This is a genomic window from Acinetobacter sp. WCHAc060033 (genome assembly GCF_004209125.1).
GTDB classification, from domain to species: domain Bacteria; phylum Pseudomonadota; class Gammaproteobacteria; order Pseudomonadales; family Moraxellaceae; genus Acinetobacter; species Acinetobacter wuhouensis.
Map to the genome: position 1 here is coordinate 1 of NZ_SGSW01000045.1, position 26834 is coordinate 26834.

A 26834-nucleotide genomic window follows, 5' to 3' on the forward strand; every position below is an offset into this window, starting at 1 on the left:
TTATGGCTATGCTCATGGCCTGGATGCGCCATTGCTACCAAGGGAAAGAATGCCAACGATGTGAAGGTAATTCTTTGCAATAATAACTTCATAGTGGATGCCCCTTATGCTTTAAACAAACCTTGTTTCTCAATAAAGCTGATGATGTCATTTAAGCCATCTTTAGTTTTCATATTGGAAAATAGAAAAGGTTTTTCACCGCGCATACGTTTCGCGTCTTGATCCATCACATCTAAATTTGCTCCAACCATTGGTGCAAGGTCGGTTTTGTTTATGATTAACAAATCAGATTTGGTAATACCGGGGCCACCTTTACGCGGAATTTTCTCCCCACCCGCCACATCAATTACATACAGGGTTAAATCTGAAAGTTCCGGGCTAAATGTTGCTGCCAAATTATCACCGCCACTTTCAATAATGATCAGTTCAAGGCCATCAAATTTTTCGCACAGGTCATCAATAGCCGCTAGGTTAATGGAGGCGTCCTCACGAATTGCGGTATGCGGGCAACCACCTGTTTCTACACCAACAATACGCTCAGGTGACATAGCTTCATGGCGTGTTAAAAAGTTGGAATCTTCTTTGGTATAAATATCATTGGTCACCACCGCCATATTGTATTTTTCACGCAGTGCCTGACATAAATTTAAAGTAAGCGCTGTTTTACCTGAACCAACTGGACCGCCAATACCTACGCGTAATGGGCTACGTTCTGTCATGTGAAATGTCCTTTATTTTTAAGATCTAAATAATCGTGAATATTGTGTTTCGTGTGCCATACTGAGCATGGCGTAATTAGGTAAGGCGCTACTGAGTTCAGCATCTTGCAGTGCTAAAGCACGTTCAATTGCCTCTGGAATCAGCCCATGCACATGCCATAAAATCCGTTGTCCACTCATCTGTCCAAGTGGTACAGTTTTCACGGCAGCCAACACCTGATTTTCAAGTACGGTAAAGGTATAAGCAGTCAAAACCTCTGCAACATCAAGTTCGAGTTGCCCACAAAGATGCGCATAGATGGGTACGAAACCGATCTGCTTTTTTAATTTCACAGGCTTTTTCAGCACATCACGAATCCACGCATTTAATGAAAATGCCAATTGCTGTGATTCAGCCAATAACTCTTTGCTTTCTCGACTTGCTCTATATAACTGCGCCCAGTATTCAAACTGCTCAGGCTGATCAAAAGATATTATTAGGCGTTTCAAAACGGGCAGCTCAAACCGTACCAAAAGCATTTCAAGCACTTCTTCAAAATAAGTAATGCTCGAGGTTTCATCAAAAATTAAGCTCTGATCAATCGCACTTTCTACCCCTTGAGAATAACAGTACGCCCCAATTGGTAGTGCCGTTGAGGACAAAGTCAACAGACTTAAAAGCTGTGAAGCATTAGGTGTGAACATGATGCAAAGCCTTAATTGGGCTTAATCTGTGATCATGCTGATGCTGTGTATAAGCACCGCTTTCAGGCTCAAATGGATGCATGGTTTCATATACCGTTAAACCAAGTCCAATTATCATTTCAGCCAATACATGATCTGGCTCAAAATACAGCGCCGTTGGTGTGAGCATTAAAGGGACGTGACGATTACCTAAGTGATACGCTGCTTTTAATAAATCAAAGCTGCTTGGTGCTTCTACTTTCATGAGTTTTTCTGCTTTGGCATCGACACGCAGTACATCACCCTCTTGAGTTGCGATATATGAACCGTGCCTTAAAATGCCGGTACGGGGTAAATCTGCACCAATATCGTGCCCGTTAGCTAAAGTTGCACGAAAACGGCTCTTTTGTCGTGTATCAAATGTCAGTTCAACTATCTCAACATTTTCTTGTACGACATTACCCTCAAGTCTTTCCGTATAGATTTTCATAAATACCCAATCTCAATTTCTTTTATCGTGATTCGTGAACTAAATTGATGCTAAATTCAGCATTAAATGAATGATTTGCATTAAAATAATGCACTATTCATGCCAATCTTATTTTGCCAAGCGTTTTATTTTTGCCGTGTCTATCTAATTATTTTGAAATTTGCTTCGTGCAAGACATCTTAATTATTAAAAAATATGTGATTGCCGATAATTATTCAGATGGCCATAAAAAAATCCCCCCATCGATGGAGGATTGTAGAAATAGAATTTATGCCAATCTAGCTAAGCATTAATACACATCTCGTCGGTAGTGACCGGCCTTACGTAAGGCATTAATTTGTTTAGCACCTAAAATTTCTACTAAAGCATCATCAATACCTTGGGCCATATTTAAACTACCACAGAGATAATACAAAACACGAAGAAACCAGCCACATTCACATCAAATAAAATCAATAACTTAAAATAAAAATTCCAAATACACCCTATTTCCCACCCGCTTTGAGCCTCTCAAATTCATCAAAAACCGCCCACATTTATAACCACTTTCTTGATCTTTTTATAAAAATTAAAAGTTTTTTGTACTTCTTGATCTAAGTTAAAAAAATCAGGAGGGCGAATAAATGAAGCCTACAAAAGCAAATTCTCAGCTAGCCAATAAAAGACCGTTTTATACAAAGGAGGTCATGATCCGTCCTTACCCGCCTCTGTTCAAAATTTACCAAAGCTACGCTCAGATTTTAAATGCCTCGCAACTGCCAACACACTTTCAACATGACGTGAGCCTAATATCTGCTACTGCACCTGCTCCAGCTGAGTTATTCGCAACAGATAACTTTCTTCTTGTTTATATAGCACAACAACAAAATATTCGAATCAAAGCTCGAAGCATTGTAGAAGCTGATGTAGACCTCATTCAGGTTCAATATCAACTCAGCAACACACTCTTTAAGTTGATGACTGAGCTCAAGATCAATCCACAGGCTCTTAATCCCGATAAGCTACTTCATAACTTAAATCAGTCTCTATCGAAACAAGCAATTTACGATGTGAATCAAAAGCTTTATGACAAACCCAGATGCAGTCTTTCTCGAGACCTACTCGCTAAGTTAATCGATTGCAGTCGTAATCAGCTACTTTATCGCCAGAAGCAAATCAACGGCTCTCACGACCTACGAATTCAAGCACTCAAAAATAAATGTAAAGCACTCACGAGCGTACAACCATGCGCATCACAATTTTGGAGTTTAGACCATGAAAATTGAAAAACTTTGCTAAAATTAACCTACAGCAGGTTATTACAACTTATAGAAAGTATATTTTATCCATTTCAACTAAATTATAACTTTTTAAATATAAGGATTGAACCTGCATTAGATTATTTTGTGGAGATGACCGCCGTGTTACCAAATGAGTTATTGATCAGCCAGCAAGCTCGTGACTTAGGAAATCAATTAATTAAAGAAATGAACATCAATAGAAGTTATGGAATGGCTAATTTTCTTGGAGTAAATACTTGCTATGATAATCATCAGGCTGTACTTATTTGGACATTTCAACTGCTTGAAAGGGAACCTGCCTTAAATGAATTAGCAGAAATTAAAAAATATTTTCTTTCAATCTTTCCAGATAGTGTTTATCAATTAGCCTAAGTTGTTTTTAAAATTAATTTATTAAATAAAAAGCACTAAATCAAAGAAAGCTTTATTTAAAAATACCTATTAATTCAAAAACATACCATTTACTGAATATATGAAGCATAAGTTCCTGCTCTATCACTCACTCGTACTAAAATTACATCGCTCTTTTTACTGATACTAAACAATTTATGTCCACGCCACGTTCTGCGGCTTCGAGAGTTAGTTTTTGTTGAACCACTGAGAACAAGGACAACAAACTGCCTACTATATTTTCCCGGAGAGTGGTGTAGGAACTTTTTCATTATTGCTAATCATATCAGCGACAACATCAGCAACGAGCTCCTCTATTCCTGAGAATGCTTTAGACTGATCCGCATCAAGCCAAGACAATGATGGAAACTCAGCACACAACCCAACATACTCATTATCTTCTGCTGACCATGTAACACGGCAAGTATATTGTTTACTATCCATTTGAAACCCCATAATGTTTTAAGTCTATGTATAAAAGTACGATTTTCACTTAGCAGTACTTAAATAATCACCCCACCACTGCATCATTTCAGTCCGCTGGGCTAAATAGTCAGCGTGATTATAGCTGGCACGGGTACGGTTCTTATCAATATGTGAAAGTTGTGCCTCAATCCAGTTATCCTGGAACAAACCTGAGTCATTCAAAATGGTACTAAAAGTGGAACGTAGTCCATGAGAGGATAATTGATGTTTTCCATAGCCCATCTTACGTATAGCCATATTTAATGTATTAAAATGAATCGGTTGATTATGTTTCCGTGGGCTAGCAAAAATGTACTTTTCACCGTATGACCATTGCATGACGTCTTTTAAAATATCTAAAGCCTGATCTGAAAGTGGAACTAAGAAGTCGGGAATCTCATGGCCTAATATGACTTTTCGTCGAAACTGTTTAATATGCAAGGCAGGTATTTTCCAGATTTTTTCATTTAAATCAAAATGATGAGGCTCAGCCAATAACAATTCAGCCCCTCGCACGCCAGTATGTAATTTGAACAGCAGTGCTTTTTTAATAATCGGATGGGCATCCAATTTTAATAAATTTTTCTTAAAATCTGATATATCCTCCGCTTTCAAATACGGATAATTCTTCTTGATTTTACTGTTAATGGCGATTTTATTTAAACCATGCGCGATGTTGAATTCACAATAACCCATCGCTACAGCGTAGTCATAAATTTGGTTCAAATAACTACAAGCTTTCTTGACAGGTTCTTTTACTTGGCGTCCCTCTATTTTTTTGATTACTGAAACCAGGTCATAACGCTTGATGTTTTGAAAAGGTAAATCCTGAAGGTCTGGATAAATATCTTGCTGTAAACATCTTTCTGCTAACTGTAGTACACCGCAGCGGGGTGAATCATTAAATGCATTTTTCAGTTTGAACTGCAGCCACTCCTCCCCTACCTTACGAAAGGTGATGACATTAGAGACAGTATCATGCTCAAAACAATAATTATTGTCTTTAAAGTCATCTTTGACTTGTCGTGCCTTTTTCAGCGATAAATCAGGATAAAGCCCCAACTGAATGCGGCGACGTTTTTTTGTTTGTGGATCTGTATAGCGATAGCACCAAGATTTTCTTCCAGTCGGCTCAATCTTCAGGCTAAGTCCATCTTCATCGGATAAAAAACAAGTTTTTTCCTTGCAATGAGCTTGGCGAACTTTAATTTCAGTAAGACTCATGAAATTTAAATGAAACCTATCAGCGGATTGACGAGATCCATTATATCAAAATAGAAGAAAATATATATGATGCGTACACTACGCATCATATATATTTGTAATATATTGTTTTATATATTTAATATTTTAAGTATTTGTATTTTAGTAACCATTATAAGTACCACCTCTTCTTTAAGTTCCCAACAACTCACTTTTTCTGTCATCAATGTTAAATAAGTCTTGTGCTTTAAATTCTTAGATGACCTCCTCTACCCTTTATTATCATTTTTATAAAAGTAACTATATGTACTCATTAAAATTTGTAGAGCTCAAAAAAAAAAAAGACCGCTATATAGCAGTCTTTTAACTTAATTAAATAATAATTAATTCATTTTCATCATAAGTGCATAAGCATCACGTTTGTTTTGACGCAATGATTCTATCTCGGACTTCGTCAGCTGTTTTACGAGAGTTGAGGATATACTTTGCTTCCCACTCTGTGAGCCTTTCGAAATCGTACCCGTAAATCGATTTCCACCATGCTTCAAGATTACCATATACATCCCTCAATTGCTGAAGAGTTTCTTTACTTAGAGCTAATTGTGATGAGTATTGTTTACCCGTCAGTGCATATGCTCCAATAACTTTATTCGTCCCAGTTGTTTCAATATGACCTTTTAATGCTGCAAAAGTACCACCTTGGGTCTGGGTATCATCAACAATAATAACACATTTATCATTGTTTATTGTCCCATCAAATGCTGGTGGGTTGGCTAATCTATGCCACCCATCACCGCCAGTTCTTGATACTTTTATAGCTTGAACTATATTCGTATCAACTTCAAGCCCAAGTTTCTTTGCTATAACTGCTGAAGTAGCTAAAGGAATCATATTACGACCGACTGCTTCCTCAGCATGTACAGGTGCTATAATAGTTTCCCGACCATCGATAATTCTTTCTAGTTCAGCAATCGCCTCATCCGAAACTAAATCTTTAGCTAAAATATACGCACTTTCAACATCCCCTGCTTTAGCAGCTTCATACATGTAATGAGAGGTTGCATCTCCAAGACCACGGTCAATAACGGTTTTAGGAAACATATTCCAATCTGTGCGATATAACTTCATATTTTTAAATAAGTTTTAATGATGGCTAGCATTAAATTTTACACTAAATTTACCGCTAGCATCTCTTGGATATTATTTTTCGTATCAGGCAGCACTCTCAAAAGCCGTTTGTTTGGACAGTCCCCATGATCATACACGAGGCAGCTTCAAATACTTATGGGCTCATCCTATCCAGTTGTATCTTCTTGCATCACATGAATATTGTATACTCATTTTGACTACTTGAAAATTATGGAACAACGTCAATAAAAACAATAACTCTAGAGTCTTTAGTCGACATTCCTAAAAAGGTAAATTCAACATTTCTTTCCATATCATTTCTTTGTGTCTCTGGATAAACAAAAGAAACATAGCTTATTTCAAAGAATCGGGCTAGGGTTTTTATGCCAATGATTTTGTTCTCTTCATTAGCAATTAAAACATCTAATTCCAGATCAAACTCTTCTAATTATTTAATTAAATCTTTAACTTTCATTTTACTATCAACCTCTATGAATTATTTAAAAAATTAGCACAATGAAACTTGTGAAAAAAATGGATTTGAACAAAATTTTTTAGCAAAAAAAGCATAGCAACCAGAAAAATCTTTCCAGCAATCAACAAAAATATCCCCGTGTGCTTCCAGTTTACAACATTTTGACTACCACACTGCCCACAGTAGTAATAATAGCCTTTGATACGGCCACCGCATTCAGGACAATTTTTATGATTAATGAATAAGTTACTCAACGTCTCTTCTCCAAAATTCTTATTATCAAGTTGTAAGTGAAGATAGCACACATTTATAAAAATGTCTTTTTTAAAACATCAAAAGATGTTATAAAAAAGACATTCGCTACTTTAGGATAACTTTTAAGATGAATTTAAATCTCCTTGATGAAGAATCAATCCAACCTTCTGAACCCACGCCATGTGATTTTTTCAAAGGTGAAAATGCTATCAAAAAAGCTAAACAGTTAGGATTACCTGATCTCGAGTTAGTCAGAAACGCAATTATGATCGGTGATGCTGACTATAGAACAAATACTCACTATAACCGTGCACGCTTTATTGCACGATGGGGAAAAATTGGAGAACAGATTGCTTTACTGCTTCGACAATCTGATCCTGCTTGGATATTCCACAATGACAGCCAGCCAAGAATTGAGAATACAGTAAAGAAAATACAAATTATCTTTATGAGCGGGAATATTGCATTGGGGTTAGCTGATCAAGTTGTATCAGCACACTGTGAAAAAGGATTAATGACATTAAATAATATTAAGGAGAATCAGTCTGCTTATGATGATGAGACAAAATTGAGAACATGGATTTTATACTTTCCTTCAGCATCACATCCAGCCTATAAAGACATTGATATCCCAAATATTCCTTTTGAATTTGCATACCCAACTAGCTTCGTACAGGACTTAAAAGCGAAAAAAATTTCAATTTTACCAAGTGACCATACTTGCAGAATTGCATTTGAAATAGATAATACAGTTCCTGTAAAAACTGATCCTAAGCCAGTATTGGAACCATCTAATGAAATTAAACCAGATGATTTTGATATTCAGCTTGTAGTTTAATCTGAGGTTAATGTGTTTAATAAAGATCGTTTACGTATTGCTAAAGAATTACGAGGACTTAGCAATACCGATTTCGCAGAAAAATTGAGTTGCTCTATCTCTAAGGTAAAGCAACTTTTAGACGTGGATAAAGAAATCAATGAAAATGATCAAGATGATATATGCCGTGTATTAAATTTACCCAAGTCATTCTTTGCAGGTAATGACACACAACCACATGAAACAGACCAAATCTTCTATAGATCGGTTGCTCGTATTAAAGCACAGCATAGAAAAGCTAATGAGGCATATACTCTTTTAGCAATAAATATTAACAAGTACTTAAATCAGAAAGTAAAGTTACCTACTTTTCACCGTCCTGATTTAGATATTACTGAGTTTTTGGGTGAATCTAAGTATGCCGATCACCTAGCGTCAGAGTTGAGAGGTTTATGGGCTTTAGGTAATCAACCTATTAATAACATTGTTTCGTTGTGTGAGCTAAAGGGAATCCGTGTCTTTAGATTACCGACTGAAATTCGAGAAATTGATGCACTATCTTTTTTTGATGATGAAAGTGGTAGCCCTTTCATATTTCTAAATACATTTAAGTCTGCCGAAAGAGCCCGCTTCGATTGTGCACACGAACTTGGTCATATCGTTATGCATACGCATAACAAAAAAATTCGTGTCGAGAAAGATAATCGTGTTCTCGAAACTGAAGCGGATCAATTTTCATCTGAATTTTTAATGCCAACAGATGCATTTCTTTCTACTGCTCCACGCTATTTTTCACTAGAAAATATGATTGAGTATAAAAAGATTTGGCGAACATCCCTGAAGGCTATTAACTATAAAGCTCACAAGCTGGGATTAGTTAGTGATTGGGTTAATCGTAGTAACTCTATAAAGATCAATTCGTTGGGCTACAACATTAATGAACCGGAAGAAACTCATCGAGATGAGAGTTTGATGTTGCCCAAAATTATCTCTGTTTTAGCCTCACAACCATCTTTTGATAAAAATAAAATGCTTGATGAAATTGGAATCTCTGAAGAAGATTTTAATCAATTAACATTTGATGCTTTAGTTAAAGTTGAGCCCCCGAAGAAAAAACATAAGTTATATATTGTCGAGTAATACAAACCTTCCTTAAAAATAATGCGCCTTACGGCGCACTATTTATGCAAAATCCTGATTAATTTTTTTATGACTTCACGCCCAACGTAGTTTTGCATCCCATAAGTCATACTTTAACTGAAAATGTAACTTGCCCCATCATGACTTTTTTCATATAGCCTACTTGAACTGACACCATAAATCCCATGTGTTCCATAAAGCATCGTATACAATTTCAGATAAATTCTTTAGTTATGTGATCAGGCTATGTGCTCAAATTACCTATTTCCAAATAAAAGAAATTTGACACTCTTAGGTGTCGATACAAGCCAGTTTGATCTTGAGCTTAAGGATCATGTATTCCCTTCCTATCATGCTCCAATCATTCTGAACGGCTCAGATCACTTAGAGCTTGATATTGCAAAGTTTGGATTACTACCGAGCTGGGCGAAAGAATTGAAGTTCAGCAGTCATACTTATAACGCCAGAACTGAGTCTGTAGCAGATAAGCCTAGCTTTCGACATGCTTGGAAGTACAGCAAGTTCTGCCTAGTCCCAGTACAAGAATTTTATGAGCCGAAATACATCAATGACAAGCCACACTGGTACACCATCAAGCGTAAAGATGATCAGCCTTTTACTGTTGCAGGGATCTATGATGATGCAGTGATTAATGGCAATAAGGTACGTTCCTTTTCAATGTTGACCATCAATTCGGACCATCACCCTTTTATGAAACAATTCCATGCACCGAAGGATGAGAAGCGATCCATCATCGTTATTCCAGAACAGTACAGAAAAGACTGGCTAACAGCCGATCATGAACATGCGCATGAATATTTCTTTCAAATGCCCGATGAATTCGTCACATTTCCACGCGATGAGCAGAAACAAAACGTCTTATTCTGACGCATCCTTGTTTATCCACAACTTTTTAAATTTGAATTTTAAACGCTGTTAGTAATATCCTATTTAAACAAATTCTACTTCCAAACACGCCTCGTAGCGTAGGAGTATCTCATGTCTAAGAAGTTGCCTATTTACTTCTCTGACGACGCATGGTCATCTTTACAAGAGCTCATGGGTCCAGAGGGTAAACCAAGTCCTACCATCAACACCGTGCTTGAACAAATCGCTGTTCAAAATGAGCTTGTTGAAAAATTAGGGCTTACTGCTGTCCTACCCAAATCCAAAGTATCTATTCCCGTCTCTTTAGAGCGTATTCCTGCAGGTCCGGCCTTCAGCACCAAGGATGAGCAAGACAAAGCACTCGATCTGAATGAGTTCCTGATTCACAACCCTATTTCTACTTTTATTGCCTATGTAGACAGTGAATCCATGCTCGATGCTGGCCTAGAGATTAATGATCCAATCATTATTGATCGCAGTATTGAAGCCAAGCATTACGATATCGTGGTTGCCCTGATTGATGACAATGCCTCGACCATTAAGCGGCTGATGATCACCAATAAGATGTCCAAGTCTGAAATCAAAGAAATATTTGGAGATGAAGATTATCCGCTTCCAGAACTTTGGTTGAAGGCTGAAAATTCGAATTACAATCACATCATTCCTGATGATAGTCAGACCATATCAATCTGGGGTGTGGTGACTTTTAATTTAAAGCGTATTTATCACCGCTCATAAAAAGAAGAATAACCATGCAAAGTGAAAATGAAATATTCGCGTTAGTCGACGTGAATAATTGCTACGTCTCGTGTGAGCGTGTGTTTAATCCTGCCTTGAATGATCGCCCAACCATTGTGCTCAGCAACAATGACGGCTGTGCCGTGGCCAGAAGCCAGGAAGCGAAAGACTTAGGCATCAAGATGGGTGTTCCTGTATTCCAAATTAAAGAGCTGATCAAACAACATAACATTCAGGTGCTATCCAGTAATTTCTCCTTATATGGCGAAATGTCCAAGCGCTTTATGGAGCTGCTTGGGGACTATGTTGCACCAGGAGATCAAGAGGTCTATTCCATTGATGAATGCTTTCTGAAGCTCACAGCTTACGAGCATCTATTTGACCTGACTGTATATGCTCAAGACATGAGGGCTAAGGCTTGGCGTTGGTTAGGCCTACCCTGCTGTATTGGAATTGGTCGCTCTAAAACCGAAGCCAAGATTGCCAATCATCTCGCCAAGAAAAACAAGTTCTTCAATGGGGTCTGTAATCTGGCCCATATGGACCCATGCTCTACAGAAACGCTACTCGCGCAGGTTGATGTGTCTGAGGTTTGGGGCGTAGGCAGACAGAACTGTAAGAAGCTCAATACTATGGGTGTTCAATCTGTGCTGGATCTGATCAATGCCAATCCTAAAGAAATCAAAAAGCAGTTTAGTATCGTGATGGAAAAGACGGTGCTTGAGCTACAGGGCCTTTCTTGTATTGACCTTAGTGATGATACTGTAGCGAAGAAGCAAATCATCAGCAGCCGTTCATATGGCAACCCAGTGTATGAAATGGATGACATTAAAGCTTCGGTTCGGCTTTATGTGGCCAGAGCCGTGAAACGAATGCGGGAAGATGGCTCAATCTGCAAGATGATCGGCGTGTATATCCAAACCAGTCGCTTTGATAATACAGAGCGCTACTCGCCTTACATCGTCGTTCAAATGCATGAGCATACGGATGATCTACTGCTCATCACCAAGGCCGCGATGAAAGGCATCGATCAGATATTTAAGAAAGGCTTTAAGTATAAAAAGGCGGGAATCGTGCTGCTCGAAATTACAGATCAATCCAAGTTTGTGCCCGATCTATTCACGGACTATTCACATAAGCAAGAGCGAGAAAGGCTTTCAGATGCCATCGAAGCCATCAGTGAACGGTTTGGGAAGAATCTCGTCACGCTAGGCATTGCCAACAATAAAGAAGCCACATGGCACATGAATCAAAACCTTAGATCACCTTCGTATTTAACCAAATGGTCTGACTTACCAAGAGTAGGATAAAAACATGCACTTATTTAAATTAACTGACGAACAACTCGCACAAATTCTTATCCCGAAACGATTTGTACCACCTACTCCACCTGAACATGAAGGCAAGAATATGGTCTATGTATTTGATAGTGAGGATAAGTTTGAACTGACTTATGATGAGCTGGTGGAAATCATTAGCAAAGCTAGAATGGCTGGTCCGAAGTTGATACCTGTCTTAGGCACCGTGAATTAAATTGTGCAGTGTTCGCACGCCACTTGAAACATAACTTGATTGGAAATGAATTTGGGCTGAGAAAAATTCAGTTCAAATTTAACCTGACGGGCACACTAAAAAATGGGTAATTGTCAGATCGAGTTTGGACTACAACACTTTAGCTCATCGATTTACCATACCGCTAATCTTCACACCATTTTCGTAAATCCAGCGATCAAACTGTGATACTACATTCCGCTTATTAATCCAAGTCAGCATGGTGCTTTTCATAAAGGCAGTTTACTTATAAACAGGGAAATTTCTAAACAATTCCCCTTTAACATGCTTAGGCTATTTGATCCAGAGTTCATCTTTTTGCATCATTTTTAACATTAAATTAAATATAACCAGCGGAGTAACATTTTTTTTGTTAGAGCCGACAACTCTTTGAAAACTAAATTTAACGGTTCGCTCAGGAGCATCCAAATTAACTGGGTAGTTTTGTTTTTCTAAATACAGATGATCTCCTAACATTGGCTCTATACCATTAATAAAATTAACAATTTGTTGCTCATCACCTTTCATTCGGCATTGAAAATGTAGAAAATTCTTACGCAGTTTTCCAAATAATAATATTTTAAGCGCCTTAACCATGTTCTTTTCTTTCAGTGCATCTTGCTGCCTATCATCTTTATAATGAAAATCAAGGAGAGGAATTATTTCATCTGGACGAGTCAGTTTTTTAGCCTTTTCGTAAAGTTCATCAAACCAACTCTCTTCTAAATTCTTACTATAAACATAATTCGTTTTTAAATTAAATTTTTGGCGATCCATCCATTTAGTGCTCATCCATTGACATCGTTGCATCCATTCTTGAGCTTGGGTATCTTCGCTTAAACGACCTTCTCTAAAACTTATCAAACGTTGAAAAGGTGTCAGAGTACTCTTCTCTATACTAAACTTCTTTTCTTGTCGGCCAGCCATCGTAACTGGCTGTGTTTGCTGATAAGAATTAAACCATTTCTGCTGCTGAGTATAACGATTTAGGTTTATGTAGTCTGTACTTGACTTCACTGGACTAAAACACTGTTCTAATACTTTTTTTGAAATGATACACGGCGAATTATAAATTCGATCGACTGCTAATAAATCCAAAACATGAAGGTAATTTGAAGCCGTTTGCTCAATACTGCTATGCCCCATCCAAGAGGCGAGCACCTGCCATTTATGTTGAATAATCTCTTCTTGAGCACGTGCTTTCATACCAAACAATAAATCTCTCATCTTTTTTGCTTTTACCCAAGGACAATCTGTGTAGGTCTTGATCATTTCTTTTGAACCGAGCAAAGTTATTGCTAGATAGTTAGCAGCACTGTGGCGTAATGTATGAAAACTAAAGCCATGATGCATACCTAATATTTGACTAAACAAATCTACTGTAATTTTGCTGATACATTGATCAGTTAATACACGATGATTCACACTAAAAAGTAGATCATCCTGCTGATTAACCAAATATTGCTCATAACGATGTTGTATGTAACGTTGTACTACTAAAAACTCATGTTCTGACAATGCAATTTTCAATGGTATTTGACGATTCGCACTTCGCGTTTTCAGACGGCGATATGAATTGTCTTGGATATGAAGCGTGATATTATTAAAAACTGTATTTTCTTTTTCTTTATAAAGTAGCTCTGGGCAAATAATATCTTGTATTTTAAGACAACGAACTTCATTTAATCGAAGTCCAGTTCTATAACTTAGTAAATACATCAGCTTTAAACAACTCAGATGATCGACCCACTCTGATGCCGTTGGCTCTTGACTTAAATTTTCTAGTTTTTCCAATAATTTGCCAAATAGCAAAGGACTCACTAGCCGTGCATTGCAAATTTGTAAATGCTTAAAACTTGAATTCTGTAACACCAATACCCCTGGAGCATCATAATTCTCTATACAGAATTGATGAAAATCTTTTAGGCGACCAAAACGGTATTCTGCGCTTTGGTGCATCTTACGAGAGGTTTTTCCTTTCACCGAATCTCGTTGAACTGCTTTTTCATCACGTTCACTGCTGTATTTCAATAGCTGCCGATATAAATCCTCATAGTCATCTATGGATTGTTGCTTTAAATCTAATTTATTGAGCCAAATCTCAAATATAAATTCTTTGCCAAACGATCCTAAGTAGCTTTCAATAGTTGATAATTGAAGCCCTCGTTTTTTTAAATGCATTAACCAGTGAATTAAGCGTAGTTGAGCATCAATTAAAGACTTTTCCTCCGTATTAGCATCAACTATCTTCTCCTCTAACACCCTTCTAGTTTCTTGCCAAAAACGTAGCGTGCGTTCTTCTTTATTCCTCTTTTTATCTAAACGCTCAACTTTTTGACCTTTACGTTTCTTTTGACCAAACAACATCAACTCATACGGAATCGTTTGTAATTTGCTTTGAACAGTCGGAACTTCAGGAAGTAACTGCTCTTGTTCAAAATGAATAGGGCGATTATCTGGTTCTGTGACTTGATTGTAATCATTATTCCACAGCAATCTAAATTCGGATGGCCTTAAAGCAACAGTATTAATCTCTTGCTGAAGCACATTACTCAAAAATATATCTATGCTGAGGTTTGGATTAAATTCGAGTACCATTTGCACATCATTAAATGCACGAAATCCACGGCGTTTAATTTGATATTGCAGATCCCCAAGACTTTTTTTCCTGCCTATCTTACTCAAGCTTTCTAAAATACAATCTTCAACTGAATGTTGCAGACAAAATTCTTTCTGAGTAGCTTTCAACTTTTTTAAATATTGCAAAATGAACTGCGCATATGGGTTAAAAAAAACATGTTTCCATTGGTACAACTTTCCCTGTTCTACATCGTTGCCATATTGAGAGTTTTCAACACGATAATGTAGTAACAATGGATTAGTGATTTTTTTGTAGTCCGAATGGTATAACCGAAAACAATTCAGATCTGTACCAAGCTCAATGGCCTCCTGCAATTGCTTCTGAATAGCAATCAAATGCTGTTCATCTGCACAGCCTGAAATATATATAAAACTTAAGCATAAATTTCCCCATAAGTACTTTGGTTCATTCCAATATTCAAATGAATCTTGCCAATACTGCCTTAATTCCTTAAGTACATGGATATGTAGATGCCCCTGTTCTAACCGTGACTCTGTACTCTCAATTTTTCTAGGCAGTACGATCCGTTTAGTATGTGGATTTAGCTTAATTCTGTATGATTTTTTATCTACATTCTGGTTGAATTGCTTCCTTCTTTTATTAAATTCATCTTCAGTAAATTGCATCAGTTTTGATTGTTCGTCTCGGCTCAACTTTTGACTCAAACAATCAACACTATCTTTAATGTCATGCCATTTTTCAGCGATCTGCTGATCAAGTTTTTGCTGCATTTCTTTCGTCAATACTTCAGGTGGAGAAGGCTGTCTATCTAGCGACTTTTTCACCATTTTATGAATATCAACAAATAGATCATCTAGTTGTGGTTTTATTAGTTCTTTGATTTTTTGCATACAACTATTTTCGCTCTAAGTGTTTAATCGATAAAGATTTGACATTATCTTGCAATTGCTGGCGGGCTTGCTGTACATAGACATTCGGGATAAGTGAAGAATGCGGATGAAAAGCCTCTCGGTCACGTTGGTCATGACCATACAGGGCCTGAATTAAGTGAAAAGCTAATGCTGGTTTACCCTCTTGCTGCTCATGCATCAAAAAGTTCATGTCAAAATGACGTAACCAATTCGAATACATATTCTTTGGAAAGACTCCTTGCATATATGAATTCACCCATTTTCTCGATAAAGGGATTAACTTAATTTTCCTGCTCTGCCATTCTTTGACAGTTATCGGCAAGATATCTTTACTAAAAATGACCTTACCAAAAAGATCATTTACAGTTATCTTCTTCTTTGCAAAGACTTGTCTAAAAAATGAACCGTACGCTTCAATAATTTGTTCTAAAAAGGCAGTGTAATTTTGCAGTGTTTTTATGAAAAAATCAGATAAAGGGATAAAACGACCATCTTTTCTTGCTTTACTATTTTTTTTATCATTCACATATAAAAGCTTGAGCTCAACACAATAATCATCCAAATTCCCCAACAGGTTTTTTTTAGGCCGACTTGCCAAACTCAACAAACTGATATGCCACATCCAACACGCATATGCATTAAGTTGATTAATAATGTGCTTATCTTCTTGGATGTTTTCGTGACAATGTCTATGTAAAATATGGAATTGCTCTTTCACAAAATTGGGTTCAAGTGCCAGTTGGCTCCCTATCCTTCCTATAGATAATGCAGATTGCACTTTGAATTGTTGTTGCAATATTTTTAGTTCAGCCGTGTCTTCAGTAAAATGTGTGGAATGTGGTGTAAGTGCTTTTTCTAAAAAGGCTAGATATGTGCTACTGAGTTGAGTTTTCGGTAGCCCGCCATAATAGATACCAGGCATGTGATGCTGACTATCCCGCCCAGCAATTACATGAGCAAGATATTCATTATATGTTTCATAATATATATGAAAATATAATTGAGCCTGCAGTTTTTCTACAGTGATCGAACCTACAAACCGATTATCAAGCCAATTCTTAAGTTTCGTATTAATGTGTGTTGATGAAATTAGTGGATTCGATGCTTGTTCTATATAGTCAAACCAAGCAGAAGGTAAATGTAGTTGATGTGTCATCACTTCATTCCACCGCACATGATTTAAGCTCTTAATCTTCTGCTCTGTAATTTTAAGATTTAATTTGAGTAAATATTCGCGACGTCTACTTGAACCATTCTGGATCAAAATTCCATCTTGAATAAGCTCGTTAAAATCCATCAGTGCGACGGGTGATAATCCCGTCAAAAGTGACAATAAACATGCTGCAGCGATTGCAGCATCCCTCCAGTGCCCGGATAACTCGGTTCTCAACACATAAACAATTTGCTTCAGTATATCTGGCGCCAAATAATGTGGATTTGTAACAAAAGGAGCATGACGGCGCTGGCGATGCCGCATTAGATGCGTCGCATTATCGCTGAGTATATAATTTAAATTTTTAGACTTTTCATCTTCTGAATAAAACTCCATTTCAGGATCTAATAGATCAACTTCACCCTCTTCATCTTTGTGAAGAGCGGCATCATAAATACTGATCTTTGCGTTATGTCCAATATCTACTTGCTTACCCGTTTTAATTTCACGAAATTTTTTGAGTTCATTTTTCGTCGGCCATTGCAAAACTTTACTTTTTTTTGACTTACGCTGACGATGAACAACACGACGATCATCAAGTCTTTTAAAAATTATTAATAGAGCCGATAAATACTCTATGGCTTGTACTTGTTTGAAATCTTTAATATTAAAAAGTTGATTACGATCCTCCTTTTTCAAGTTACGTTCGTACATGACATAGCGATTTAGTAGCTCACTGCATTCTTGAAATAATTCAGCATGATTAGAATCCAGAACATATCGTGATACATAGCGAAAGAGATCACAAACATGTTTTTGCTTATTCTCAGCTTTATCAATTTTTGCAAATTCTTGATACTGCCGATATGTTAAAAAACTCGCTTGTAGAATCAAATAACGTTCAGACGACAGCTCTTGAGTATTACTAGTAGTCGGGCATGCAAAATAACTTAAAGAAGCTAGATAATAATATTTACCTAATTGTCTAGAACTAGATATATAGCCATATATCTGTTGTGCTTCCTTATATAGAGCATGGGCTTTTTCACGTAAATCATCTGATAGATCGACAAATTGTGTATTCACAACATGATTGCGTAATAAACAATAATCTTTTTGGAATTTTTCTGCTAAATCTAAGAATTGCTCTTCTGTTTCAATCTTTGGCATATTCGCTTTCGCTTAATTTTTTATCAAATTGCATTGGTTAAATTCATTACGATCTGAACAATTTGGTAAAAGTTGATCTTTTATTGAACTCTTTGTCAGCTTAAAAAATCTAGCAAAAAATTTAGCATCCAGCTCTTTCTGAGCTTTTCTCTCAAAGCACAAGTGTTGCTGTGATTTTTCGATAAAATCATCAAGATTATGTATCAACTGTAAGATTGCAACATAATTAGAATGTACACGTAAGCATGGCTCCGTTTGCATTAATAGCAATATTTTTTGCCAAATTTTCACATAGATTATTTTGAACTTTGCTTGTACTACTACTTTCTGGCTCTGTTTAATCTTTTTGATTTTCAGTAGTTCTGAGTTAATTTTTACTATCTTAAATTGAACATTTTGTCGCTCAAAGCAAAAGGGCATGATAAATTGCCCCATAAATATCTCTATATTTTTTACTAAATAGTCAAATTTTAACATTTTTATCGATATAAAAAATGAGCATATCTTTGTATATTAAAATTCATTTAATTTATCAACTAAATTTTCTCAAAATTACAATTATCAACAAATACATATGGTTTACTTATCATGGGTGGTCTAAATTTTAAAAATTCTTCCACTTTTTTTTAGTTTTCTGTTATCCTAATTATATATTTGAAAATTTAATAATAAATGGACATATAAAAGATTTTAATAAATCTGATTTAGAAAAATTAGCTCAATATGGATCTTTAGATAGCCTGTGTGCATTATATTTATTACATCAATGGGGTTATAGTATTGGCAGTACAAGTCTAGTAAATGATTGCTGTTCATTTATTATAAATACTTTGGAATTGCTGCTAAAAAGACATGATTATCTTGAGCGCTCACACATATTTTTATTCGATGAAATATGTGATCAGATATTCATTATGGAGTTAAAGGGCTATAATCGTCCTCTTAAAATTAAATTAAATTGGCGACAATACAGAGATAGGAATTGGACTATTGAAATTCGAGAAAAATCTAAAAGAACTGAAGCTGATCTTATTGCTCACCCTAAAATCAATCATTTAATTCCTTGCATAGATGAGAACCTTGTAAATCTATATAAACAGATTCTAGGATAGAGTGGCTTTATCGCATAAACTCATTCTGGGAGCTTATTCAACAATACTATTTCCAAATGAATAAGCTCACACCTAAAATTTATCATACAAGCAATTGACACTCTTATAATCTCCTCTGAATCGGTTTAGGGAATATCTCAATTGGGTTTGGTTCAAAGCTTATTAGGCTATCTAGCTTGAATTTTTCAACGCAAGATACTCCACCCTATGTAGAAAACAAAAGCATATTGATATTGCAATTAACTATTAAAAAAGCAGCAATGGACTGCATCTAATTGTCGATTGTACTGACTTGAAATTTTTAAGTAAAAGCAATTGGAAACGTACGAAGCATCAGCCTTAATATCAGCGGCAGTGGCTTAAGCTACATATCGATATAGATGCTAAAATCCTGGAAACAAGTACTGTACAGTAACTGCCAACGATGTCAGTGATTCACAAGCATTTAGAAACTTACTTGCTCAAATTCCTATAGATATCGACTCTGCCTATACAGACAGGCTTATGACATTAAACACTCCCAACACGTGATTTTAGACCTAAAAACACATACGGTGATTCTACTAAGGAAAAGTTTAAAGTTTTGGAAAGGCAAGTGAACGAAATATATAGAGAGGAATAAATTATTGAAATGGTCAAGCGTCTAGTGATAAGCATTTGGAAAAAGTGGTCTATGGCATCAACGGCGATAACTTGGTCGAAACCGAGATGCATTGCATCAAATTATTAGGCGATAAACTCAGCACAAGGAATTTTGACAGTCAGATCAATGAGATTAATGCACGTATAGCCGTCTTAAATAAATTTACAGAATTAGATCGCCCCCATACCCACGTTTTCACTTGAATTTGAGTAATTACAGTAAATTCTATCTTTAAAGTCTTTATACAACAAAGCCTGTTAAAAATAATGTTGATTTAAGCTGCTTACCATTTGCTTACCAGAATCTAAAAACAAAAAAATCACTTAGGATTAATGCACCTAAGTGGTTGTTTTATATGGTGGGCCCAGACAGACTTGAACTGTCGACCAACGGATTATGAGTCCATTAACTATCAAGTTTAATCAGATTGTGGACAAAGCGAGTAAGCATCTGTATAGACAATCTAAATAGAAATTTAATCCTTAAGCAGCCTTGAATCCATTTATCAGAATAAGTGTGATTGCGTCAGAGCAAGCCTATTAGCTGTGCTTATAGGATCTTAGGATCAATTTTTTGCTTGATTAGTGCTTGAAAATACAAGGACGTAGATTTTAGGTGCAGGCTTCTTCATCTTTAAATTATATTATTGAGAAAGCTTTAAAAAAAAGCTTCGTCCAATTTTTTTTACATGCTTAAAAACAAGTATCTATAAATATTTTATGCAAATAAAAATGAAATTTTATTCTATTCTTAGATTAGCATTTGAAGTGCAACACCATGCTGTTACCATAATACCTGACTCGGACTTCTAAAGCCGAGTCTTTTTCTTGGACTATGATTGATACGATCAGTGATTTCTGAGATGTATTCATCTGTATACTGATTTAAGTTCCTTCCTTTTCTAATGTATTGTCTGACTAAGCCATTGGTATTTTCATTTTTGCCTTGCTCCAAGCACTATAAGGATCTGCGAAATACCAATCTATTTCTAATGCTTGAGCTGCATATTCATGCAGACTAAACTCCTTACCATTATTAGCGGTAATCGTTTTGAGCTGATCTTTAATCGGCTCAAGTAAACTGATTGTTGTTTGGCAAACTTCCTCTGCTTTGCGTGACCTACACTTCTTCAACTACAAATAACCTGTCTTGCGATCTACAATCGAGACCAATGATTGCTGATGATTCCTACCCACAATCGTATCTATCTCTAGATCACCAAAACGATGACGCTGTTCAATCTCAATCGGTCTATCATGAATGCTTTTACGATTAGCCAGCTGACCACGAGATGCAATCTGTTCAGGACTCCATTGGAGTTCAAGATAAAAGATGACAAGTGTCCATATTTCATGAGGGATTCTTTTGGGATTGGAGCAATGGCGTCTTAAAGCGAGTTGATTAGCATGTTTAGCGAAGTAACCATTTCTCGCTCGATTACGATTAATTTCTCTAGAAATAGTGGAAGGTGAACGATTCAGTCTCCAAGCAATGTAACGTTTAGAAAATCTTTCACGTAACAATGTAGAAATCTGATATCTTTCTTCTTGGGTAAGATGAGTATAGTCCATGATACAACTTTGACTTTGGTCGGTCGGAAGCAAAATGCTAGCTTATCTTGCTTCTTTACAATAATTTAATCTCTGTTGCACTTCATTTGAGAATCTAAGATTTATAAATTAATTCTTTAGAAAAATGGTGATTTAAATAGAATTCCTTCAACATATTAACTACTAGATCGCCATTTTTCATCTTAAATTTAATATTCAATCATTTCGATGATAAAATCCACTTTATCTAATTTCAATATTTATTTCAAAAAATACTCTTATCACCTTTAACCTACAGATCGTTTATGAATTAGATCAGCATGTTGTAAACTCAATCAGATATATGCTTTAAGTAGTTAAAGTTGAATAATATGAAGTTGAAATGAACGCTCAATATAACTGTTTTGCTAATTAAAGTTATAAGTGGTTTCTTGAACTAAGAATAGCCAATTAAAGTGTAGCAAGTTGCTACACTCCTAGATAATATCCTTTCCGAAAATTTCATTTAGACGATCCTTAATGTCTTCCACAAATTTACTATCAGTTTTCAATTTATTTTTCATTTTTCTCTTAAAGTCACTTAAGCTCATTCCTACTTCAGCAAAATCCATTTGAAATAATGAATCATTGATAACAACGTTTGCTTGAGAGTCTGTGAGGCAACCTACAGTCTTAAACCACTTTTCAAGCTGTAAATAATTAGCATCATCATTAAAAATATACCATGAACGTACAGTGGTATCGAATTTTGCACCTAGATCTTTTACCTCAGCATTATCTTCAAATGGAACATCTAAGTAGATCTTTAATTTTTCGGCCTTTTTATTTTCAATTACAGGCTTTTCAAAACCACGATGATGTAGTTTAAATTTTACGCCTACAATAGGGCGTCCTTTTTTAATTGTTTCATATTCTAACTGTAGATCGGTGTTTTCATTAATTTCAGCTACAATTTTATCTAATACATAACGTCGAAAATCGACCCAACGGTCATATTTAGTTTCATTTATATCAATTAGAGCTTTGAGATTCTCTAATAATAATGGAACTTCGTAGATTTCTTGAGTCTTAAATTTGAATTCGTTTTTTATGAAATAGGTATAAAGACTCATACTTGCAACTGAATCTAGAGCAAATAAATGTTTTAGTTGGTATGTAGTAAAATTACCACCAGCTAATTGAGTAAAGTAAGGTAATACTTCACTGGTAAATCTGATTTGAAGTGCATTCTTTGAATCATCTTCCCATCTTAACTCACGGATAATAGGGACAACCGAGTGAACTCTTTTAGTCTTTTTCTTTATATCATCTACAGGTTCTTCAATTACAAAGTGCGCCACACGGGATGAAAGTTCTTTGTAAATTCGATCAATGGCTACATTAATTGAATTTCGCTTACTTAATCCCAGTAATTCAGCTAAATCATCTTTATACAAATAGATGTATGTTTGTTCACTAATCTCTTTATCGATATGATTCTTCTCACCGTAATTGGCAACAGCCATCGCATATAAAAGTGCTTTATATTCATTCGCTGACAATTCAATAGGTCGTATCAAACGATTGCTAGTACTTACAACCCCATTGTGACGAATATTACCTATGCAGTACGGGATTGAATCCAGCTCTTCTTTGTTATGGCTTAGTTCTGACATAAAGTGTATTAACTATTTTAAGTGTGCTTAACTTGATTATGCATGTTATATAAAAAAGTGGAAAAAGATTCAACACTTTCACCTAAAAAAACCTAAGGTGGAATACTTGTCACCAAATTTAGGTAAAAATCCATTAAAGTGGAAATATATTTTTAAATTCCACTCCAAGATGACAAATACTCCACTTTTAGATGTTTTTGATTCTTTATAGAAATACGGATTGATGAATAAACACCTATAATGGATTTTAAATAATCAATTAACCTATTTCGATATGACAAGTTTTCCACCTTTAAAAACGCAGATCACTGAAAAAAAATATCGAGTTTAGTCATAAGAACAAAATATCTGCATTCTAGGGTGAGTGCGTGAAATTCTTTCCACTCTTAGATCAATGAATATATCAAAAAATGGTGTAGTAAAAAAAAGCCTTGCAACTTTATCCACAATATTATTTTTGTAAGTGATTTTTTTTCCACTCTTGCACTTAAATTCATTAAGTTATCAACATCATAAATAATTGTTTTATATATGTTTTAAATGATAATACATATATTTTATAATTAACAGTGAAAAACATTCCACCATAGTGACAAATACTCCACTTTTAAGTGACAAATACTCCACTTTACAGTGACATATATTCCACTTTTAAGTGATCATCTTTCCACTTATAGAAGACAACTCTTCCACTTTAAGATGACAAACCCTCCACCTTAAAGTTGATATGGTATTGTTTTTAAATGAAAAATATCAACTTAATTATTAATTAACTTAATTATTAATTACTATTAATTATTAAATAAGCTAGCTATATAAAACTTTAAATTTAAAATTGCTTTAGCGTTATACAAATGACTGTTTTAAATTTAAAAGGTGTAGTAACTTAGCCCAAAGTTATTTATATTAATAGTAATTTTAAATATAGAATGATTTGACAAGTATGTCTGCAAAAATTATTGCTGTTGCGAATCACAAGGGTGGTTGTGGTAAAACAACAACAGTTGTTCATTTAGCCTCTGAGCTAGCAAACTTAGGAAAAAAAGTGCTTGTGATTGATTTAGATCCTCAAGCAAATGCTAGCTTGCATATTGGTTTAAAACATCCAAGTGAAGTTGGAGTAACAACCGCTGAGTTATTAGTAGGTGATGTCTCATTACTTACTGACGCTTTAGAAGAAGATACTAATTTTGATAATGTTTCACTAATTTATGGTTCTCTCAATTTAGGAAAAACTGAGGACCAATTAAAAGAAGATGCGCCAAGACCATCAGAAGAACTCACTACAAAATTAGAACTATTAAAAGATCTTTATGATTTTATTTTAATTGACTGCCCTCCAAGTTTAAAACTATTGACGAGTAATGCTTTAGCATCTTCAACACATGTAATTATCCCGATTGAATCTGGCTCACAATATGGTCTATATGGTGTTACAGACTTACTTAATCATTTAGAAAAAATAAAGCGAATCAATCCGGAGCTACAATTATTAGGTGCACTACTTATTAAGCACGATGAGAGACAAAATGTTTGTAAACTCATTCGTGATGAAGCATTTAAGCAAGTGGGCTATATTATGGAAACGACTATTCCACAAAGTACAAAAGTAAATCAAGCCGCAATTATGCAGCAGTCTTTACTTAAGCTAGACAAAAGTGGAAAGGTTCGAAAGGCTTTTGAAAGTTTAGCTAAAGAAGTTTTAGCTAAAGTTAACTGATTGAGAATTTTATGGCAACTGCAAAAGAACTTTTAGCTCAAAAGCTGAAACAAAATACTCAAAAGCATCAATTAGCTCAAAAAGATAATATCAAGGAATTAAAGGAATTTAGACGAAATGTCCCCATTGAAGACATTTCACGGAGTCCTTATCAACCGCGTAGAAAATTTGATGAGCAGGAAATCAAAGAACTGGCTGAATCGATCGATGAAGTTGGTTTGTTGCAACCCATCACTGTTCGTAAACTTGAAAATTTAAAATTTGAACTAATTGCAGGTGAACGTCGATTACGTGCGCATGAAATTCTAAAAAAATCGACCATTGAAGCCATTATTATTGATGCAAATAATGAAGAAGCTTCACTACTTACACTAGCTGAAAATTTAAAACGCCAGGATTTAACAGACTTCGAAATCTATATAGGTCTAGTAGGTTTGGATGAAAATTTAAAGAAAAATAAACAACGTTTAGCGAAGTCTTTAGGCTTAAATCGCGAAGACATGTATAAATATTTATCTTTTGAAAAGTTGCCTAAAGCCATGTTGAATGATTTGGTAAATGAGCCCCAGTTATTAGGTCGAACTGCTGCAACAGCTTTTAAAAAATTTCTTGCAGATCACGACGAAATAAAACAACGTGCTGAAAAAGCCTTGTTAACTGTTTGGACAAAAGTAAAGAATGGCCAACTTGAGCAAACTAAGGCTGTTGCACAAGCTACGAAATATCTAGTTCAAGATAATAACGATTCTCCATCAACATCGCTTGTAAAAAAAATTGAATATGCTGGGAAAGTTGCTGGAAATATTAAATTTAATGATAAGTTATTAAAGGTTTCTTTAAAAATTTCTCATTTTGATGATGCTAGTTTAGAAAAATTAGAAAATCTATTGAAAGAGTTGGTAGAGAAAAATCAAGAAGTGTAGCAACTTGCTACACTTCTTTTCTTTAAAATATGTCTGATAGTATAATCTTGGGGATACCTAGTAATAAAATTAATCTTAATTAAAAACAATTTTTTTATAATATATATTTATAAAAGTTAGGTGCTGTTGACATTTGCTGTATAAAAAAATAGTGAGAAAGTAAAATTCAATCGACAAACCACATACCTACTTGTTATGCATTCCAACAATGCTGGCGCATAATCAATGGTCTAAGTCTTTAAATTAATATCAAATGATGCAAATCAAGAATAGGTTTCTATTGATGCCTCTCATATGCGAGTGCATCAACATAAGGCAGGAGTGAAAGACCAAGCTATTTCTAATAACGTTGGTGGAAATAGTTCTATAATCTATTTAGTTGTGGATGCGGATGGAAATCCTATTGAATCTATTTTTAATGATAGCAAGACCCATGATGTGAAAGTGCATCTTATTTGTTTGATATTTGGATTTAAAGGAAAAGAAATTTTGTGTGCAGATAGGAGTTATAATTCAGAATTATTTAGAGAAAAATTGAGAAAACCGAAACCAAAGTAAATATACTAAAAAAATGTAAGTCTAAATCTAGTAATCAACATATGGATTGGTGTTTATATAAAATCAGGTATTCAATGGAAAATGCATTAACAAGATTAAAAAATATTTACGATGAACTGCCAATCGGTATGACAGGCTAATGCGGAACTATGAAAACTCCGTTGCTTTAGCCTGTATCTTTATCTGGTTACCATTATGAAATGTCAACAAAATCTAAATTATTTTTGGATTTGTTAGAAATAGATTGATCTGGAGTTGGTCACTAAAATCATTCTAAAATTAAAAAATATAACTTATAGTGATTAGCTTCGATTATATGCAAATTATATAACTTGTAATAGACGCAAAAGTTGTGCCTGTGAAAGAGATAATACTTAAAACTTGTCCTAACCACTTATATAACATTGGAGGATAACTAAGAATTTTGATGCTGCATTTACAATAAAAGAAAAAATTGGGCTTGTGAATGTATTTGGCGGTTTGAAAAAATTCAAATTTATTGCTTAGCGATATCGCAATTGAGGCAAAATATTAGGTTATAGATCCCATTCTATTACTGGAATCTATAACCTAGAACTGAATAAAGAATGACTTATGAAAGAACCCTATTATTAATCTTCATAATCTAGAAAGGC

At 35.2% G+C, this 26834-nt stretch carries 24 protein-coding genes and 1 pseudogene; 12 read left to right on the forward strand and 13 right to left on the reverse strand.

From position 1 onward, the window contains the following. Nucleotides 1–104: 104 nt before the first annotated feature. Genes ureG through ureE form a run of 3 tightly spaced genes read right to left on the reverse strand, consistent with a single transcriptional unit; the run spans nt 105 to nt 1872 of the window. Nucleotides 105–719 (reverse strand): urease accessory protein UreG, encoded by a 615-nt coding sequence (ureG, locus tag EXE10_RS16620; RefSeq protein WP_004778085.1) that lies wholly within the window; start codon nt 717–719, stop codon nt 105–107. A gap of 18 nt (nt 720–737) precedes the next feature. Next, entirely contained in the window at nt 738–1403 is a 666-nt protein-coding gene (locus EXE10_RS16625; RefSeq protein WP_004778087.1) for an urease accessory protein UreF, read from the reverse strand. After that, the gene (ureE, locus tag EXE10_RS16630) at nt 1390–1872 is read right to left on the reverse strand and encodes an urease accessory protein UreE (RefSeq protein ID WP_004778090.1); all 483 of its coding nucleotides are present in this window, start codon (nt 1870–1872) and stop codon (nt 1390–1392) included. The genes EXE10_RS16625 and ureE overlap by 14 nt, the downstream gene beginning before the upstream one ends. Nucleotides 1873–2558: 686 nt before the next feature. On the opposite strand from ureE, the gene EXE10_RS16635 reads away from it, so the two are divergent. Together EXE10_RS16635 and EXE10_RS16640 are read left to right on the forward strand one after the other, a co-directional pair. Then, nucleotides 2559–3137 (forward strand): hypothetical protein, encoded by a 579-nt coding sequence (locus tag EXE10_RS16635; protein WP_227556962.1) that lies wholly within the window; start codon nt 2559–2561, stop codon nt 3135–3137. 135 nt (nt 3138–3272) lie between these two features. Next, nucleotides 3273–3524 carry a hypothetical protein gene (locus EXE10_RS16640; RefSeq protein ID WP_004778093.1) on the forward strand — a complete coding sequence of 84 codons (252 nt, stop codon included), beginning with the start codon at nt 3273–3275 and terminating at the stop codon, nt 3522–3524. A 252-nt stretch (nt 3525–3776) separates the two neighbouring features. Here the strand turns inward: EXE10_RS16640 and EXE10_RS16645 are convergent, their stop codons facing one another. The 3 genes from EXE10_RS16645 to EXE10_RS16655 all read right to left on the reverse strand — a co-directional run bounded on the left by EXE10_RS16645 (nt 3777) and on the right by EXE10_RS16655 (nt 6338). Then, nucleotides 3777–3998, reverse strand: a complete 222-nt coding sequence (locus EXE10_RS16645; protein ID WP_005403786.1) for a hypothetical protein — start codon at nt 3996–3998, stop codon at nt 3777–3779. A 33-nt stretch (nt 3999–4031) separates the two neighbouring features. Beyond that, the gene (locus tag EXE10_RS16650) at nt 4032–5231 is read right to left on the reverse strand and encodes a tyrosine-type recombinase/integrase (protein ID WP_000059658.1); all 1200 of its coding nucleotides are present in this window, start codon (nt 5229–5231) and stop codon (nt 4032–4034) included. A 393-nt stretch (nt 5232–5624) separates the two neighbouring features. Continuing rightward, nucleotides 5625–6338, reverse strand: a complete 714-nt coding sequence (locus EXE10_RS16655) for a phosphoribosyltransferase (RefSeq protein WP_104442433.1) — start codon at nt 6336–6338, stop codon at nt 5625–5627. Nucleotides 6339–7195: 857 nt separating this feature from the next. On the opposite strand from EXE10_RS16655, the gene EXE10_RS16665 reads away from it, so the two are divergent. The 6 genes from EXE10_RS16665 to EXE10_RS16690 all read left to right on the forward strand — a co-directional run bounded on the left by EXE10_RS16665 (nt 7196) and on the right by EXE10_RS16690 (nt 12184). Next, entirely contained in the window at nt 7196–7906 is a 711-nt protein-coding gene (locus EXE10_RS16665) for a hypothetical protein (RefSeq protein ID WP_001052588.1), read from the forward strand. 12 nt (nt 7907–7918) lie between these two features. Beyond that, on the forward strand, nt 7919–9025 hold the full coding sequence (locus tag EXE10_RS16670; RefSeq protein ID WP_002046586.1) for an ImmA/IrrE family metallo-endopeptidase: 1107 nt from the start codon (nt 7919–7921) through the stop codon (nt 9023–9025). Nucleotides 9026–9271: 246 nt separating this feature from the next. After that, nucleotides 9272–9913, forward strand: coding sequence for an SOS response-associated peptidase (locus EXE10_RS16675; protein ID WP_005245165.1), 642 nt, complete (start codon nt 9272–9274; stop codon nt 9911–9913). Nucleotides 9914–10024: 111 nt separating this feature from the next. Next, nucleotides 10025–10651, forward strand: a complete 627-nt coding sequence (locus EXE10_RS16680) for a LexA family protein (protein WP_000038641.1) — start codon at nt 10025–10027, stop codon at nt 10649–10651. 14 nt (nt 10652–10665) lie between these two features. Continuing rightward, complete coding sequence (locus tag EXE10_RS16685) at nt 10666–11961, forward strand: Y-family DNA polymerase (RefSeq protein WP_001190354.1); 1296 nt, start codon at nt 10666–10668, stop codon at nt 11959–11961. Nucleotides 11962–11965: 4 nt separating this feature from the next. Then, nucleotides 11966–12184: a hypothetical protein gene (locus EXE10_RS16690; RefSeq protein ID WP_000550047.1), complete on the forward strand. Its 219-nt coding sequence runs from the start codon at nt 11966–11968 to the stop codon at nt 12182–12184. 144 nt (nt 12185–12328) lie between these two features. Here the strand turns inward: EXE10_RS16690 and EXE10_RS22160 are convergent, their stop codons facing one another. The 4 genes from EXE10_RS22160 to EXE10_RS16710 are packed head-to-tail and all read right to left on the reverse strand — an operon-like array spanning nt 12329 to nt 18515. After that, nucleotides 12329–12436: a hypothetical protein gene (locus tag EXE10_RS22160; RefSeq protein WP_372551473.1), complete on the reverse strand. Its 108-nt coding sequence runs from the start codon at nt 12434–12436 to the stop codon at nt 12329–12331. A gap of 60 nt (nt 12437–12496) precedes the next feature. Then, nucleotides 12497–15694, reverse strand: coding sequence for a site-specific integrase (locus EXE10_RS16700; protein ID WP_130114128.1), 3198 nt, complete (start codon nt 15692–15694; stop codon nt 12497–12499). Between the two features lie 4 nt (nt 15695–15698). Next, a complete protein-coding gene (locus EXE10_RS16705) occupies nt 15699–18038 on the reverse strand; it encodes a hypothetical protein (protein WP_002058482.1) in 2340 nt (779 codons plus the stop codon). Nucleotides 18039–18050: 12 nt separating this feature from the next. Continuing rightward, entirely contained in the window at nt 18051–18515 is a 465-nt protein-coding gene (locus EXE10_RS16710; RefSeq protein ID WP_000911011.1) for a hypothetical protein, read from the reverse strand. A 778-nt stretch (nt 18516–19293) separates the two neighbouring features. Between EXE10_RS16710 and EXE10_RS21955 the strand changes: the two are divergent. Further along, nucleotides 19294–19996 (forward strand): annotated as a pseudogene (locus EXE10_RS21955) (IS5 family transposase); the annotation flags it as partial. A gap of 714 nt (nt 19997–20710) precedes the next feature. Here EXE10_RS21955 and EXE10_RS16725 read toward each other — a convergent pair. From EXE10_RS16725 to EXE10_RS16735, 3 genes are all read right to left on the reverse strand, one after another. Next, nucleotides 20711–20926: a hypothetical protein gene (locus EXE10_RS16725; protein ID WP_104442430.1), complete on the reverse strand. Its 216-nt coding sequence runs from the start codon at nt 20924–20926 to the stop codon at nt 20711–20713. Continuing rightward, on the reverse strand, nt 20927–21397 hold the full coding sequence (locus EXE10_RS16730) for a helix-turn-helix domain-containing protein (protein WP_130114129.1): 471 nt from the start codon (nt 21395–21397) through the stop codon (nt 20927–20929). It abuts the gene before it with no gap. Nucleotides 21398–21819: 422 nt separating this feature from the next. Continuing rightward, the gene (locus EXE10_RS16735) at nt 21820–22998 is read right to left on the reverse strand and encodes a replication initiation protein (protein WP_104442428.1); all 1179 of its coding nucleotides are present in this window, start codon (nt 22996–22998) and stop codon (nt 21820–21822) included. A 943-nt stretch (nt 22999–23941) separates the two neighbouring features. Between EXE10_RS16735 and EXE10_RS16740 the strand changes: the two genes are divergently transcribed. From EXE10_RS16740 to EXE10_RS21730, 3 genes are all read left to right on the forward strand, one after another. Further along, nucleotides 23942–24718, forward strand: coding sequence for a ParA family protein (locus tag EXE10_RS16740; RefSeq protein WP_078194342.1), 777 nt, complete (start codon nt 23942–23944; stop codon nt 24716–24718). An 11-nt stretch (nt 24719–24729) separates the two neighbouring features. Beyond that, nucleotides 24730–25641, forward strand: coding sequence for a ParB/RepB/Spo0J family partition protein (locus EXE10_RS16745; protein WP_130114130.1), 912 nt, complete (start codon nt 24730–24732; stop codon nt 25639–25641). A 294-nt stretch (nt 25642–25935) separates the two neighbouring features. Then, nucleotides 25936–26199: a hypothetical protein gene (locus EXE10_RS21730; protein WP_171285020.1), complete on the forward strand. Its 264-nt coding sequence runs from the start codon at nt 25936–25938 to the stop codon at nt 26197–26199. The last annotated feature ends 635 nt before the right edge of the window (nt 26200–26834 follow it).

Excerpts from the sequence above, each read along its gene's own strand:
- ureG (WP_004778085.1), bottom strand. The coding sequence starts at position 719 with ATGACAGAACGTAGCCCATTACGCGTAGGTATTGGCGGTCCAGTTGGT.
- EXE10_RS16625 (WP_004778087.1), bottom strand. The coding sequence starts at position 1,403 with ATGTTCACACCTAATGCTTCACAGCTTTTAAGTCTGTTGACTTTGTCC.
- ureE (WP_004778090.1), bottom strand. The coding sequence starts at position 1,872 with ATGAAAATCTATACGGAAAGACTTGAGGGTAATGTCGTACAAGAAAAT.
- EXE10_RS16635 (WP_227556962.1), top strand. The coding sequence starts at position 2,559 with ATGATCCGTCCTTACCCGCCTCTGTTCAAAATTTACCAAAGCTACGCT.
- EXE10_RS16645 (WP_005403786.1), bottom strand. The coding sequence starts at position 3,998 with ATGGGGTTTCAAATGGATAGTAAACAATATACTTGCCGTGTTACATGG.
- EXE10_RS16650 (WP_000059658.1), bottom strand. The coding sequence starts at position 5,231 with ATGAGTCTTACTGAAATTAAAGTTCGCCAAGCTCATTGCAAGGAAAAA.
- EXE10_RS16655 (WP_104442433.1), bottom strand. The coding sequence starts at position 6,338 with ATGAAGTTATATCGCACAGATTGGAATATGTTTCCTAAAACCGTTATT.
- EXE10_RS16665 (WP_001052588.1), top strand. The coding sequence starts at position 7,196 with ATGAATTTAAATCTCCTTGATGAAGAATCAATCCAACCTTCTGAACCC.
- EXE10_RS16675 (WP_005245165.1), top strand. The coding sequence starts at position 9,272 with ATGTGCTCAAATTACCTATTTCCAAATAAAAGAAATTTGACACTCTTA.
- EXE10_RS16680 (WP_000038641.1), top strand. The coding sequence starts at position 10,025 with ATGTCTAAGAAGTTGCCTATTTACTTCTCTGACGACGCATGGTCATCT.
- EXE10_RS16685 (WP_001190354.1), top strand. The coding sequence starts at position 10,666 with ATGCAAAGTGAAAATGAAATATTCGCGTTAGTCGACGTGAATAATTGC.
- EXE10_RS16690 (WP_000550047.1), top strand. The coding sequence starts at position 11,966 with ATGCACTTATTTAAATTAACTGACGAACAACTCGCACAAATTCTTATC.
- EXE10_RS22160 (WP_372551473.1), bottom strand. The coding sequence starts at position 12,436 with ATGAAAAGCACCATGCTGACTTGGATTAATAAGCGGAATGTAGTATCA.
- EXE10_RS16700 (WP_130114128.1), bottom strand. The coding sequence starts at position 15,694 with ATGCAAAAAATCAAAGAACTAATAAAACCACAACTAGATGATCTATTT.
- EXE10_RS16705 (WP_002058482.1), bottom strand. The coding sequence starts at position 18,038 with ATGCCAAAGATTGAAACAGAAGAGCAATTCTTAGATTTAGCAGAAAAA.
- EXE10_RS16710 (WP_000911011.1), bottom strand. The coding sequence starts at position 18,515 with ATGTTAAAATTTGACTATTTAGTAAAAAATATAGAGATATTTATGGGG.
- EXE10_RS16735 (WP_104442428.1), bottom strand. The coding sequence starts at position 22,998 with ATGTCAGAACTAAGCCATAACAAAGAAGAGCTGGATTCAATCCCGTAC.
- EXE10_RS16740 (WP_078194342.1), top strand. The coding sequence starts at position 23,942 with ATGTCTGCAAAAATTATTGCTGTTGCGAATCACAAGGGTGGTTGTGGT.
- EXE10_RS16745 (WP_130114130.1), top strand. The coding sequence starts at position 24,730 with ATGGCAACTGCAAAAGAACTTTTAGCTCAAAAGCTGAAACAAAATACT.
- EXE10_RS21730 (WP_171285020.1), top strand. The coding sequence starts at position 25,936 with ATGCGAGTGCATCAACATAAGGCAGGAGTGAAAGACCAAGCTATTTCT.